This window comes from Pseudomonas sp. P1_A1, assembly GCF_056406935.1.
Genome location: NZ_JBFTZE010000023.1, coordinates 61,601 through 74,671 on the forward strand (window position 1 = coordinate 61,601; position 13,071 = coordinate 74,671).

A 13,071-nucleotide genomic window follows, 5' to 3' on the forward strand; every position below is an offset into this window, starting at 1 on the left:
TTCCTACAAGGGAGGTGTGTGCAGCAATACGAAATCGTTTTTATCGAAACGTCCGCTCAATACCGGTGGCTGGGCACCCAGCGGAGTGCCTTGCAAGGCGTTGTAGTCGTTTCGGTCCATCATCAGCCAGGCCGGCCCCGAGAGGGCTTCCAGCTCCTGAATCGATTCGGTGAACACCGGTTGCAAGTCCTGCTCGATATTGACCATGAACTTGATCGCCTTGGCGTCTTTGCCCATGCCGTGCAGCACCAACGGCGCCGGGGCTTTTTGAACTTCTGCGAACGCGGCTCGGCTGAAGGTTTGCGTGTCGTAAAGCTGACGCTCGACCGGTTCAAACACCAGAATGTACACCGACCACAGCGCCAGAACAGCGCAACAGGCCAGCACCTCGGCTCGCCAGTGAGCGCGGAACCAAGCCGCCAGCGCGATGACTTGCAGGGCCGCAAGCACGATCAATACCGGCACAAAGGCAGGAGGTTGTGCTGGCAGACGCCGCTGAATGATCAGCAATGCGACAATCAACACCCCCGGTATCACCAACCAAAGCCCTTGCATCAAACCCCGCAACCAACCGAATACCCGACCTTGCGCCACCTGAAACGGGTACGCCGCAATGATCGCCGCCATGGGCAGCATCGGCAGCAGGTAACGGGCCTTTTTCGCCTGGGGAATCGATAAGCCAATCATCACGATCAACCCGGCCGCCGTGCAGTATTGCAACAAGCGTAATGCCGGACCTGCCTGCCGTGGATTCGTCAGCCAGACCGCGGCCAATACCAGCAGTGCCAATGGATAAGCGAGCGCATAGTTGCCAAACGAAGCGGTGAAGTAATACAGCGAACCACTGACGCCTTCACTGCCGTCCATACGTCCCATGAACTGCATGCGCACCACGTCATGCATGAAGGCCGTTCCACCACTGGCTTCGGCCAGCCACAGCAGTGCGCCGACGCACACCACCAGCAACACGGCCGCCAACAGGCCAAAACCGAACAACCGCGACCATTGGCGATTGAGCAGGTAGTAGCTGCACAACATGCCGGTGGGGATCACCAGCCCGATCGGCCCGCGAACTCCGAAGCCCAACAGCAGCAACGCAAAAATAAGCGGCCACCGACGGGGCATGGCGAAATGATCGGCGGCGTACCCAAGGTAGAACACCGAAAAAGCCACGGCCGCCAGCATCAGGTCCTGGGACACGGCACGGGTTTCAGTGACAAACGTACTGGTGAGCAACAGCAACGCGATGCTAAGCAGCGCCCAGCGTGTGGAGCAGGGCGCGAGCAGCCGGTACATCAACGTGACGATCACCGCGGCGCCGATGGCGCTCGGCAACCAGGCGGTGAGGCTGTTGACCTGCCCGAATGGCAGGGACAGCAACCAGACGAACAATGTCGACAGCGCCGAGTAATCGGCATAAGGCTGGCCGTAGGTGGTCGGGAAAAACGACGGCCCGTGGCGCAGCATCTCCTGGGCGAACAGCACGAACCGCGAATCGAAACCGATCGCCGTTTGCTGATACGCCCCGGCGATGAACAGCATCAGTGTCAGCAGCCCGAACCCTAAGGACTGCCGACGAATGCCGGGCGATACCGTACTCACGCGACGACTGAGGCCGATGGCCATTGCTGAAGGGGAATTGGCAATTTGCGGGATTCACCGCGGCCCATCGGGAAGTACAGGAAACCGCTGCGGGCCAGGCGCTCTGCGTCGTACAGGTTACGTCCGTCGAAAATCACCGGTGCATTCAGGCGTTGCTGGATCAGGTCGAAGTCCGGCGCCTTGAACTGCTGCCATTCGGTGCAGATGATCAATGCGTCGGCGCCCGAAAGGACTGATTCCGGCGTGCCCATGAGCATCAGCTTCGGTTCGTCAGGATAAAGCTGTTGGGTTTCCTGCATGGCTTCCGGGTCGAACGCCCGTACATTGGCCCCCGCAGCCCACAGCGATTCCAGTAGCACCCGGCTCGGCGCATCGCGCATGTCGTCGGTGTTGGGCTTGAAGGCCAGGCCCCAAACGGCGAAGGTCTTGTCGCGCAAATCACCCTTGTAGAAGGCGTTGATGCGTTCGAACAGTTTGTGTTTCTGCCGCTCGTTGATGGCCTCCACCGCTTGCAGCAGGTCGCTGTTGCAATGGGCTTCTTCGGCACTGTGAATCAGCGCGCGCATGTCCTTGGGGAAACACGAGCCGCCGTAACCGCAGCCGGGATAGATGAAGTGGTAACCGATGCGCGAATCGGCACCGATGCCCAGCCGTACCGATTCGATGTCGGCCCCCAGGTGTTCGGCCAGTTCGGCGATCTGGTTGATGAAGCTGATTTTGGTCGCCAGCATGCAGTTGGCGGCGTATTTGGTCAGCTCGGCGCTGCGCAGGTCCATGAACATGACGCGGTCATGGTTGCGGTTGAACGGTGCATAGAGGTCGCGCATCACCTCGCGCACTTCATCGCCTTCACAGCCGATGATGATGCGGTCCGGGCGCCGGCAATCGGCCACGGCCGAACCTTCTTTCAAAAACTCCGGGTTGGAAACGATATCGAACTGCAGCTGACGGCCGGCCTTGAGCAGGTACTGGTCGATATGGGCGCGTAGCGTATCGCCGGTGCCCACCGGCACCGTGGATTTCTCCACCAGGATCACCGGTTGTTCACGATGACGCGCCACCGCTTCACCCACGGACAACACGTATTGCAGATCCGCCGAACCATCCTCCCGGGACGGCGTGCCGACGGCGATGAACAGTACCTGTCCATGTTGCACCGCGAACTTTTCGTCCGAGGTGAAGTGCAGCCGCTTGGCATCCAGGCTTTCACGCACCAGGCTGGCCAGCCCCGGCTCGAAGATGCTGACGTGGCCTTGTTGCAGCAACGCAACCTTTTTCTCGTCAATGTCCATGCACACTACGTCATGGCCGACTTCAGCCAGGACGGCGGCTTGCACCAGACCAACGTAACCGCTACCAAATACACTGATTTTCATGATGCACTCCTAAGTTCGGGCGCGCGAGCAGGTCGAGAATTAATAGTGATGACACCCAGGATGACCAGCGCCACTCCCAGGGTTTTTGAAAGACTGAAGGATTCGTTGAACAGCGGCAGGCTGGCGGCCAGCACATACACCAGCGCGTAGCTGATGCTCAGCAGCGAATAGGCCCGACCCAGGGGTACATCCCGCAGGGCGGCGAGCCAGGTGAGCATCGACACAGCATAGGCGAGGATGGCGGCCAGCACGACAATCACAGCGGGCATATCGACACTGCCGCTGCTCAAGGCCGCTAACCACTGTTCGGGATGTGGCAAGCGAGTCATGCTCCAGCGCATGCCCAGCTGCGCGGCGGTGCCCAGCACCACGCTGCCCATGGCAAAGGCGATTCCGCGACGCAGGCTCATGCGTGTTGCCCCAGCAACGCCACGCCACCAATCACCAGGGCCACGCCCAACCAGTGACGGCGGTCGATGACTTCGTGAAAGACGAAACGGGCGACCAGTGTGATCAGCACGAAATTCAGGCTGAGCATGGGATAGGCGATACCGACTTCGAGGCGCTGCAATACCAGCAGCCAGACCAGCAAACCCAGCCCCAGAGAGGCGAGCGCCAGCCACAGCCAGGGCGAACGCAGTTTCTCGCCCCAGCCCGAGGTCTTGCCACGCCAGCTTTCCACGGCGTACTTCTGGGCGATCTGGCCAAGGCAAGTCAGCAGGCAGGCGGTCAGTAGCAGCAACAGGCTCATGATGCATCCCGAGGGAAGATCAGGATCACCAGGTTGCCTTGTTCATAACGTTTGCCATCCTTGGGCAGCAGTTCGATTTCTTGCAGTTCGTCATCCCCTTTGACCCGCATCACCACGCCGACCGAACCACTCTGACGCGCTTCGCGCATCCACTGTTGCACTTGCTCGAGATCGACCCGCTGCTGCATTGCATCTGGATCAGGATAGTCGAGGCCGTATTTCAATTCGCCTATCGTGTTGTACAACGCCACTTCCGGGCGTTTCAAGCGCCAGGCCAGGGCCGAGGCAGCGCCCAGGTCGTTGCTCAACAGCTTGTCGGTTTGCGCCAGTTCCGGGGCGTGCTGGAGGATGAACTGGTCGGGCATCTTGTTCGCCACCACCGAATCCGGCATGCCGGCCGGCAGCACGCCGATCAGCAGTAAACTGCCAAAGGCCGGTGCCGCCCAGCATTGCAAGGGACGGAAGGCCTGCAGCAGGTTGGCCATGATCCAGCCGATCAACCCGATGAACACCAATACCAGGTTGTGCAGTTCGTGGGTGTACAGCGGCTTTTTCAGTTGCAGATAGACCAGCGCAATCAGGACGATCAGGCCCAGCGTCATGTTCAGCAGGCCATTGATCCCCAGCACCCGGCCCTGTTCCAGCTTCAGTCGGTCCGCCAGGGCATGGCCCAGCAACAACGCCAGAGGCAGCAGGCAGGGCATGATGTAGGTCGGCAGCTTGCCGTTGCTCAGGCTGAAAAACAGCAAGGGCATCAGCAGCCACAGCAGCAGGAAAGCGATGTTGGCCTGACGCCGGGTCTGCCAGGCCTGTTTCAGCGCCGATGGCAGCAACGCCGCCCATGGCAGGCTGAACGCCACCAGCAGCGGCAGGTAGAACCACCATGGCGCATCGTGTTGGGCGTCATCCCCGGCGAAGCGGCGAATGTGTTCGTGCCAGAAGAAGAACCGCCAGTAATCGGGTTCCTGCGCGTGCACCGCCAGGACCCACGGCAGGCTCACCGCGATGGCCACGACAATCGCCACCGGGCCGTAAGTCAGCAGTTCCCGCCAGCGTTTCTGCCAGAGCACCCAGGGCAGGGCGATCAATACCGGCAACGCCCAGGCGAGGAAGCCTTTGGTCATGAAACCCATGCCGCAGGCCAGCCCCAGTACTGTCCAGCCGAGCAGACGCTGGCCACGGCTGGTGCTGTCCAGCGCAAACCACAAAGCCACCAGGCTCAGGTTGACCCAGAAGGTGAATTGCGGATCGAGGTTGGCGTAGCCGGCTTGCCCGGCGACGATCGCAAAGCTCATGTACAGCAGCGCACAGGCAAAACTCTTGCGCGGCTCGTTCCACAGCCGGTGAGCGATCAGATAACACAGCAACACGCTCAGCCCGGTACTCAGCACCGAGGCGATACGCACGCCAAACAGATTATCGCCAAACAGCGCCTGGCCGATGGCGATCATCCAGTAGCCCGCGATGGGCTTTTCGAAGTAACGCAGGCTCATGAAGTGCGGCGACACCCAGTTACCGCTCAGGAGCATGTCCTGGCTGATCTGGGCGTAACGGGTTTCGTCGGGAATCCACAGGCCGTGAGAGCCGAGCGGCAGCAGGTACGCCAGCGCCAGAACGACCAGTAATAACGGCAATGCCCAGGGTTTGCTCATGCGCCTTGAACCCCTAGCCAGCCTTCGCGCCCCTCAAGAGTGCCGCGCACGACCCGGCCCTTTGGCAGGATGGCGGGGGCGTCGGGAAGCAAATTGCCCAAGGGCTGGAAATGAATATCACGTTGGCGAGCATCGGCCAATAATTGGCGAAAATCGTTGGCCATCAGAATCCCTTCTACTTCGGCATGGACAGTGTAGACATTGAGTTTTTGCGGGGAGAACCGCTCAAGAATGAAGGTGTTGAAGTCTTTGGCCGCAACGGTCGGGCCAACCACTTCGTCGAAGGTCGGCAGGTCCACCGGAATCTGCGGTGCGCCCAGACTACCATTGGTCAGGATCGGCTGGAACAGGTGCTGGCCTCGACAATCGCTGTTGTAGCGAAAGCCGAAACCTTGCTTGGCTTCGATCACACGCTCGTCCGCCCGCCAACCGGCGGATGCCGAGCATTCGACTTTTTGACCGAGGATGTCACTGAGGCTGTCGACGCCACGGCGAATTTGCTCGATCAGTTGCGCCTGGCTCCAGCGTCCGGCATTGGCCTGCCAGCCGTGGTGATCCCAGGCGTGCAGGCCGACTTCATGCCCGGCCGCCTGGGCCTGACGCATCAGGTGCCCGAGGTCGCGACCGATCGGTTTGCCTGGCCACGCAGTGCCGGCCAACAAAATGTCCCAGCCATACAGGCCGGCAGCGTTGGAACGAAGCATCTTCCAGAGAAACTGCGGACGGATAAGGCGCCACAAGTGGCGCCCCATGTTGTCTGGCCCGACGCTGAAGAAAAACGTCGCCTTGACCTGTGCTTCATCGAGTATTTCGAGTAACCGCGGCACCCCTTCACGGGTGCCTCGGTAGGTGTCGACATCGATTCGAAGGCCTGCCTGCATCAACGTTTTTTGTCCGCGATTTCGAGCATGGCCTCGCGCAGGAAGAAGTCCAGCGTGTTGCCGATGGTTTCCTTCATCTCCACGGTGGGTGCCCAGTCAAGCAGACGCTTGGCGTTGGCGATGCTCGGTTTGCGGTGAGAAACGTCCTGATAGCCAGTACCGTAGAAGGCCTTGCTTTCGATATCGCGGAAACCGGCGAATGGCGGGAAGTTGTCGCGCAACGGGTGAGCTTCGAACTGACGCAGCAGTTCTTCGCCCAGCTGACGAATGCTGGCTTCGTTGTCCGGGTTGCCGATGTTGATGATCTGGCCGTTGCAGACATCGTTGTCGTTGTCGATGATCCGCGCCAGGGCTTCGACGCCATCGGCAATGTCGGTGAAGCAGCGTTTTTGTTCGCCGCCGTCGAACAGGCGAATTGGCGTGCCTTCCACCAGGTTCAGGATCAACTGGGTGATGGCCCGGGAGCTGCCGATACGCGCCGAGTCCAGACGGTCCAGGCGTGGGCCCATCCAGTTGAAAGGGCGGAACAGGGTGAAGTTCAGGCCTTTCTGGCCGTAAGCCCAGATCACTCGGTCAAGCAGCTGCTTGGAGATCGAGTAGATCCAGCGTTGCTTGTTGATCGGCCCAACCACCAGGTTGGAGCTGTCTTCGTCGAAGTTGGCGTCCTGGCACATGCCATAGACTTCGGAGGTCGACGGGAAGATCACGCGCTTGTTGTACTTGACGCAGTAGCGAACCAGTTTCAGGTTCTCTTCGAAGTCCAGTTCGAATACACGCAGCGGATTGCGGGTGTATTCGATCGGCGTGGCGATCGCCACCAGCGGCAGGACCACGTCGCATTTCTTGATGTGGTATTCGATCCACTCCGAGTGGATGCTGATATCGCCTTCGACGAAGTGGAAGTTCGGATGGCTGCGCAGGCGCTCRATGGCGTCCGAGCCGATGTCCAGGCCGTACACTTCATAGCGGTCGTCACGCAGCAGGCGCTCGGACAGGTGATTGCCGATGAAGCCGTTGACGCCAAGGATCAGCACGCGGGTGCGACGCGGTGCACGGCCCGATTCGGCGCCACGCAGCACAGAACCGTCGACCAGCCCCAGCTCGTTGGCCAGTTGTGGGCCGCTGAGGTACAGGCCGTTGTCGTTGCGTTGGCCGGCGTTGATCACCAGCGAGTCTTCGCCGCAGGCGATTCGCAGCGGATCGACGCTGATAACCCGGCCCGGTGCCTGGCCTTCGTTGCCCTTGACGACATCCGCGCTCCAGACAATCAACTTGTGCTCGCCCACGGCGCAGAACGCGCCCGGGTAAGGTTGGGTCACGGCGCGGACCAGATTGAACAGTTCTTCGGCCGGTTTGCTCCAGACCAGTTTGCCGTCCGCCGGGGTGCGACGGCCAAACACGGTGGCTTTGGATTCGTCCTGTGGGGTTTCGCTGATTTTGCCCTGAAGCAATGCAGGCAAGGTGTCGCGCAGCAGATCGCTGGCGGCCTGGCGCAATTTGCCGTGCAGGGTCAGCGCGGTGTCGGCGCGCTCGATCACCACCCGTTGCTGGGCGATGATTGCGCCGGCATCGGCACGTTTGACCATGCGGTGCAGGGTCACGCCGGTCTCGGTTTCACCGTTGACCAGTACCCAGTTGGCCGGTGCGCGGCCACGGTAGCGAGGCAGCAACGAGCCGTGCAGGTTGAAGGCGCCTTTGCTGGCCGTGGCCAACAGTGGTTCGCTCAGCAGGTTGCGGTAGTAGAACGAAAACAGGTACTCGGGGTTGAGTTTGCTGATGCGCTCGATCCACAGCGGGTGGTTGGCGTCTTCCGGGGCATGCACCGGGATGCCTTTACGGGCGCACAGTTGCGCAACCGAGCCATAGAACGCATTTTCCTTCGGGTCATCGGGATGGGTGAACACGGCTGCAATCTCGAAACCGCTGGCAAGCAGGGATTCGATGCCGGCACAGCCAATATCGTGATAAGCGAAGACAACAGCTTTTGCACTCATGAGAGAACCTGATCTGAAGAAGTGGAAGTGAGACCGTCAACGGTGATAACGGGGGCAGGAGCAGAGGGGGTGCTGCGCAAAACCTTTTCGATAAAGAACCGTGGACGTGCCCGGACGTCGCTGTACATGCGGCCCAGGTACTCGCCCAGCAGGCCCATGCCAATGAATTGCCCACCGGTGAAAACGAACAGTACGGCGAACAGGACGAACGTACCGCCGCCCGCCCAACCGGCGCCGAAAGCCATGCGCAGCACAATCAACGCAATGGCGAACAGTACGCCGAGGCCGGCCATGGCGAAGCCGACGATGCTCAGCAATCGCAGCGGCGTGGTGGTCATGCAGGTGATCAGATCGAACATCAGGTTGATCAGGCGCATCGGGCTGTATTTGGATTCGCCGTGTTCACGCTCGGCGTGGGTCACCAGAATTTCCGTGGTGTGGCGGGCGAAGCTGTTGGCCAGGATCGGGATGAACGTGCTGCGTTCGCGGCAGGCGAGCATGGCGTCGACGATGGTGCGGCGGTAGGCGCGCAGCATGCAGCCGTAGTCGGTCATGGCAACACCGGTGGAGCGTTGCACGGCAAGGTTGATCAGCTTCGACGGCCAGCGACGCAAGGCCGAGTCCTGACGGTTGTTGCGCACCGTGGCGACCACGTCATAGCCCAGTTCGGCCTGAGCCACCAGCCGCGGGATTTCTTCAGGCGGGTTTTGCAGGTCGGCGTCGAGGGTGATCACCACATCGCCCTTGCATTGTTCGAACCCTGCCATGATCGCCGCGTGCTGGCCGTAGTTGCGGTTGAGAATGACCGCCACCACCGGGCTGCCGTCGAGACTGGCCGCCTCCTCGAGGATTTGCGCCGAGTCGTCGCGGCTGCCGTCGTCGACCAACACAATTTCGTAGTCATGGTGCAGTTGCTGGCACGCCGCTTCGGTGCGCCTGAGCAACTCGGGCAGGCTGTCCTGCTCGTTGTAGACCGGGATGACGATTGATACGCAACGGATCGGATAAGGTTTCACAGGCTTCTGTCCAGTGTTTTTTCAATGGCGCCGACGACACGATCGACATCATCGGTGGTCATGTCGGGGAACAACGGGATCGAACACAGCCGCGCCGAGTTCCATTCGGTGTTGGGCAAGTAGATGTTGGGGAAACGCTGCCGGTAGTAAGTGTGCAGGTGGGTGGCGATGAAGTGAATACCGGTGCCGATGTTCTGCTCCTGCAACGCCTTCATGAACGCCTCGCGATCCAGCCCGCAACGTTCGGCGTCGATGCGCAGGATGAACAGGTGCCAGGCGTGCTGTTGCGCATGGGCCGGAATGGCCAGCGGTTGCACCGGCAGGCCTTTAAGGCGTTGCAGGTAGGTCTGGGCCAGCTCTGTGCGCTTGGCGTTGATCGCGTCCAGGCGTTCCAGCTGCACCAGGGCGATGGCTGCATTGATGTCGGCCAGGTTGTACTTGAAGCCGGGTTCGATCACCTGGGCCTGGGGTTTGCGGCCGTGGGTGAGGCGGTCGTAGGCGTCGACGCCCAGGCCATGGAACTTGAGCATGCGTACCCGATTGGCCAAGGCTTCATCGTCGCTGACGAACATCGCGCCCTCGGCGCAGGTCATGTTCTTGATCGCGTGGAACGAGAAGATCGCCGTGCCTTGGGCGCCGACATGCCGACCTTTGTAGAAAGTGCCCGCCGCGTGTGCCGCGTCTTCGATGACGGCGATGCCATGTTTGTCGGCCAGAGCGTAGAGCGGATCGAGGTCGAATGCCGCGCCGGCATAATGCACCGGAATGATTGCCTTGGTGCGAGGCGTGATCGCCGCTTCGATGCTCGCCACGTCGCTCATCAGCGTATCGCGATCAACGTCGACGAAAACCGGGGTCGCACCGAGCAGGCAGATCATGTTGGCGGTGGACACCCAGGTCTGCGACGGTGTGATGACTTCGTCGCCGGGACCGATACCCATCGCCAATAAAGTAATGTGCATGCCACCGGTGGCCGAGGACAATGCGACGGCATGCCGACAGCCGACATAGTTGGCGAAGTGTTCTTCCAGTTGCTGGTTTTTCGGCCCGGTAGTGATCCAGCCAGAGCGCAGTACTTGCTCTACCGCAGCAATTTCTTCGTCGCCGATACTCGGGCGAGAGAAGGGGAGAAACGCCTGACTCATGGGCACCTCGGAACTGAAAAAAATTAGACTATCAGGCTTGAACGTTGGATCCAACATCAGCGTAGACGCTAAAACAAACGCTGCATCAAGCAGTTGCCAGTAATTTGTGACAAATTACATCGGTTGACTTTGCTTGTCATGCCCGCGGATTGGACGCCATCAAGACGCCATCTCCGGTCCGTTGAGGGTAAGCGCGATTTTGTGAAAGGAACATGAAAAACCGGTAGGTGATTCGTTTTATTTCAAGCCCATACAGGCGCTGTTCAGGCTTCTACCGGCTCATCGCACTTTTTGTGGGAGAAGGCGTACAAAAGTGTCCGCCTTGATGGACTTGTGCTGTATTGCTTAGTTGTTTTTTTGAATTGTTATATTCAGGGCGATTTCGTTTCTTACCCGTTATCGATTCAAAAGCTTAGGGAAGCTCTGAAGTAGGCATCGATTTTTTATGCCCTCGTGGCCTGATGTTCAAAAAAGCTCGCTCGATCAGATAATCAGACTTTTCCCGCTTTTAACTTATCGATTTCCCTTCGAGCAGCACCTTTCCAAGGCGTTTTTCCGCATTACAGTCGCACCTCTCCTGTAGCCAGCAGCCGTTTTCGCACCATCCAAAGGTTCGACAGGGCAAATAGCGTGGTCTGTTGTGCGATGTTTTTAGCCAGCCCGCGAAACCGGACTTTCGTATAACCAAACTGGCGCTTGATCACGCGGAATGGATGTTCAACCTTCGCTCGTACCTGGGCTTTCGCGAACTCGATCTTGCGGTATACCCGTGTGATTAAACTGGCCTTGCCATGTTTTTTGTAACTGCTTGGGCGTGCGGCGATCGACCAGATCATCTGACGATCCTGATGCTCCGCACGCTTGTCCACGCCGGTGTAGCCCGCATCACCAATGACATAGGTTTCCTCGCCGTGCAGCAACTGATCGACTTGAGTCACGTCCGCTACATTCGCCGCAGTGCCTACCAGGCTATGGACTAAACCCGACTCGGCATCGACGCCGATATGCGCTTTCATGCCGAAGAAGTATTGATTTCCTTTCTTCGTCTGATGCATCTCAGGATCGCGTTTGCCGTCCTTGTTCTTGGTCGAACTCGGCGCGTGAATGATCGTCGCATCGACCACGGTGCCTTGGCGCAGCATCAAACCACGATCACCCAAATAGCCGTTGATGACCTGCAAAATCCCGCCTGCCAGCTCGTGTTTTTCCAACAAGCGCCGAAAGTTGAGAATGGTGGTTTCATCGGGAATCCGATCCAGACTCAATCCCGCGAACTGGCGCAGGATCGTTGTTTCGTACAACGCTTCCTCCATCGCCGGATCGCTGTAGCCGAACCAGTTTTGCATCAGATGTATGCGCAGCACCGCCATTAACGGATAGGCGGGACGGCCACCGTCGCCCTTGGGGTAATGAGGCTCGATCAGATTGATCAATCCCTTCCAGGGCACGACCTGATCCATCTCGATCAGGAAACGCTCTTTACGGGTTTCCTTGCGTTTGCCAGCGTACTCGGCGTCGGCGAAGGTCATCTGCTTCATCAGGCGTCTCGGCGGTTGAGATCAGGCATTCTGCCAAATTTGGAGGTCTTCTTTAGAGTTTCCCTAGACTCCGCTCGAAAAAATGTGAACGTATCTATATTTTAGATACATCTATGTATATTTGGCTCCACCGGAAGGTTCCATCACCAAAGTGGTCACCACAGCGCTTTACGATGAAATGTGCACACCGTATTTTCCAACGGCACGGTATCAAGCTGATAGGCGAATACCGCAGCGCGCCCAACGACGTCAGCGCCGAGCGCGGCCTGTTTACCTTACTGACGTTTGTCGGCGAGGTGCATCACGACTGATCACTCGCCATATCAGGCTCTGTTCAAGTATGCAAAGTTTCTTCGGCAGTAGCTGCCGGAGAACTTTGCTGATCGAACGTTGTGCGTGCCTGCTCGATTGCTTGTTTATTGGCCGCCGCCCATGCAGAGAGCATTTCCAGCTGTGGCTTCAAGGACTCAATCATGGATCCCCGCTAACGAGACGTGTCCAGGCCATCGTCTGGACGCCTGACTACGCCCACCCACGCAAGATACATACTTGTACATAGTGGATACATTTCGCTAAAGCCCAGTCTTTGCGAGCCGATACCTGGTTTAACAAGAATCCACCAACGCCCAGGAACCGGAACCTCGATGAAAATCACACCGTTCGACACCCCACCGATCATGAATATTCAGGTCGTGACCTCGACGTCAACCTCTGTGATAGACAGCCCGGCCAGCACAAGTGTTACGCCTGCCACTACCAAGGTTCAGATATCGAAAGAAGGCCTGGAAAAACTGGAAAGTGAAAAGAATGCGGATATCGACCAATCCGGCCTGCCCGAGGACGTCAAGGAAGTCCTGAAAAACATCCGTAAGCTTCAGGAAAAAATCGCTGAGAAAAATCAGGAGTTAATGGAGCTCTTGAGCGACAAGACGTTGCCTGAAGATGAAATGAAACGGAAGCGAGACCTTTTGACGACCACCATCAGAGGCATGCAATCGGCGCTGAGCGTGGCCACCAATGCACTGAATAATGCAATGTCCTCCAACAACCTGAGTTCCGACAGCCGAAGCCAGGCTAAAGGCCTGATCGGAATGAAATAGCAGCGTGCCTTGAGTG

At 58.8% G+C, this 13,071-nt stretch carries 12 protein-coding genes and 1 pseudogene; 2 read left to right on the forward strand and 11 right to left on the reverse strand.

What is annotated here, in order from left to right:
* Positions 1-3: 3 nt before the first annotated feature.
* From AC1D2Q_RS26275 to AC1D2Q_RS26320, 10 genes are all read right to left on the reverse strand, one after another.
* Entirely contained in the window at positions 4-1,626 is a 1,623-nt protein-coding gene (locus AC1D2Q_RS26275) for an ArnT family glycosyltransferase (RefSeq protein WP_477815079.1), read from the reverse strand.
* Complete coding sequence (locus AC1D2Q_RS26280; RefSeq protein WP_477815080.1) at positions 1,599-2,978, reverse strand: UDP-glucose dehydrogenase family protein; 1,380 nt, start codon at positions 2,976-2,978, stop codon at positions 1,599-1,601. The genes AC1D2Q_RS26275 and AC1D2Q_RS26280 overlap by 28 nt, the downstream gene beginning before the upstream one ends.
* Positions 2,975-3,388: a 4-amino-4-deoxy-L-arabinose-phosphoundecaprenol flippase subunit ArnF gene (arnF, locus tag AC1D2Q_RS26285; RefSeq protein WP_019578860.1), complete on the reverse strand. Its 414-nt coding sequence runs from the start codon at positions 3,386-3,388 to the stop codon at positions 2,975-2,977. Before arnF ends, AC1D2Q_RS26280 begins: the two co-directional genes overlap by 4 nt.
* Positions 3,385-3,729 carry a 4-amino-4-deoxy-L-arabinose-phosphoundecaprenol flippase subunit ArnE gene (gene arnE, locus AC1D2Q_RS26290; protein ID WP_018925830.1) on the reverse strand — a complete coding sequence of 115 codons (345 nt, stop codon included), beginning with the start codon at positions 3,727-3,729 and terminating at the stop codon, positions 3,385-3,387. The genes arnF and arnE overlap by 4 nt, the downstream gene beginning before the upstream one ends.
* Positions 3,726-5,381, reverse strand: coding sequence for a lipid IV(A) 4-amino-4-deoxy-L-arabinosyltransferase (arnT, locus tag AC1D2Q_RS26295; protein WP_477815081.1), 1,656 nt, complete (start codon positions 5,379-5,381; stop codon positions 3,726-3,728). The genes arnE and arnT overlap by 4 nt, the downstream gene beginning before the upstream one ends.
* Complete coding sequence (gene arnD / locus AC1D2Q_RS26300) at positions 5,378-6,262, reverse strand: 4-deoxy-4-formamido-L-arabinose-phosphoundecaprenol deformylase (protein WP_064617800.1); 885 nt, start codon at positions 6,260-6,262, stop codon at positions 5,378-5,380. The genes arnT and arnD overlap by 4 nt, the downstream gene beginning before the upstream one ends.
* Positions 6,262-8,256 (reverse strand): bifunctional UDP-4-amino-4-deoxy-L-arabinose formyltransferase/UDP-glucuronic acid oxidase ArnA, encoded by a 1,995-nt coding sequence (arnA, locus tag AC1D2Q_RS26305; protein ID WP_477815082.1) that lies wholly within the window; start codon positions 8,254-8,256, stop codon positions 6,262-6,264. Before arnA ends, arnD begins: the two co-directional genes overlap by 1 nt.
* Positions 8,253-9,272 carry an undecaprenyl-phosphate 4-deoxy-4-formamido-L-arabinose transferase gene (arnC, locus tag AC1D2Q_RS26310; protein WP_477815083.1) on the reverse strand — a complete coding sequence of 340 codons (1,020 nt, stop codon included), beginning with the start codon at positions 9,270-9,272 and terminating at the stop codon, positions 8,253-8,255. Before arnC ends, arnA begins: the two co-directional genes overlap by 4 nt.
* On the reverse strand, positions 9,269-10,417 hold the full coding sequence (gene arnB, locus AC1D2Q_RS26315; protein ID WP_477815084.1) for a UDP-4-amino-4-deoxy-L-arabinose aminotransferase: 1,149 nt from the start codon (positions 10,415-10,417) through the stop codon (positions 9,269-9,271). Before arnB ends, arnC begins: the two co-directional genes overlap by 4 nt.
* A 560-nt stretch (positions 10,418-10,977) precedes the next feature.
* Positions 10,978-11,955, reverse strand: coding sequence for an IS5 family transposase (locus AC1D2Q_RS26320; protein WP_477815085.1), 978 nt, complete (start codon positions 11,953-11,955; stop codon positions 10,978-10,980).
* A 206-nt stretch (positions 11,956-12,161) separates the two neighbouring features.
* On the opposite strand from AC1D2Q_RS26320, the pseudogene AC1D2Q_RS26325 reads away from it, so the two are divergent.
* Positions 12,162-12,266 (forward strand): annotated as a pseudogene (locus tag AC1D2Q_RS26325) (DUF4198 domain-containing protein); the annotation flags it as partial.
* Positions 12,267-12,289: 23 nt separating this feature from the next.
* Here the strand turns inward: AC1D2Q_RS26325 and AC1D2Q_RS26330 are convergent.
* Positions 12,290-12,430 (reverse strand): hypothetical protein, encoded by a 141-nt coding sequence (locus AC1D2Q_RS26330; RefSeq protein WP_477815086.1) that lies wholly within the window; start codon positions 12,428-12,430, stop codon positions 12,290-12,292.
* A 169-nt stretch (positions 12,431-12,599) separates the two neighbouring features.
* Here AC1D2Q_RS26330 and AC1D2Q_RS26335 point away from each other — a divergent pair, with 169 nt between their 5' ends.
* The gene (locus tag AC1D2Q_RS26335) at positions 12,600-13,055 is read left to right on the forward strand and encodes a hypothetical protein (protein WP_477815087.1); all 456 of its coding nucleotides are present in this window, start codon (positions 12,600-12,602) and stop codon (positions 13,053-13,055) included.
* Positions 13,056-13,071 lie beyond the last annotated feature (16 nt).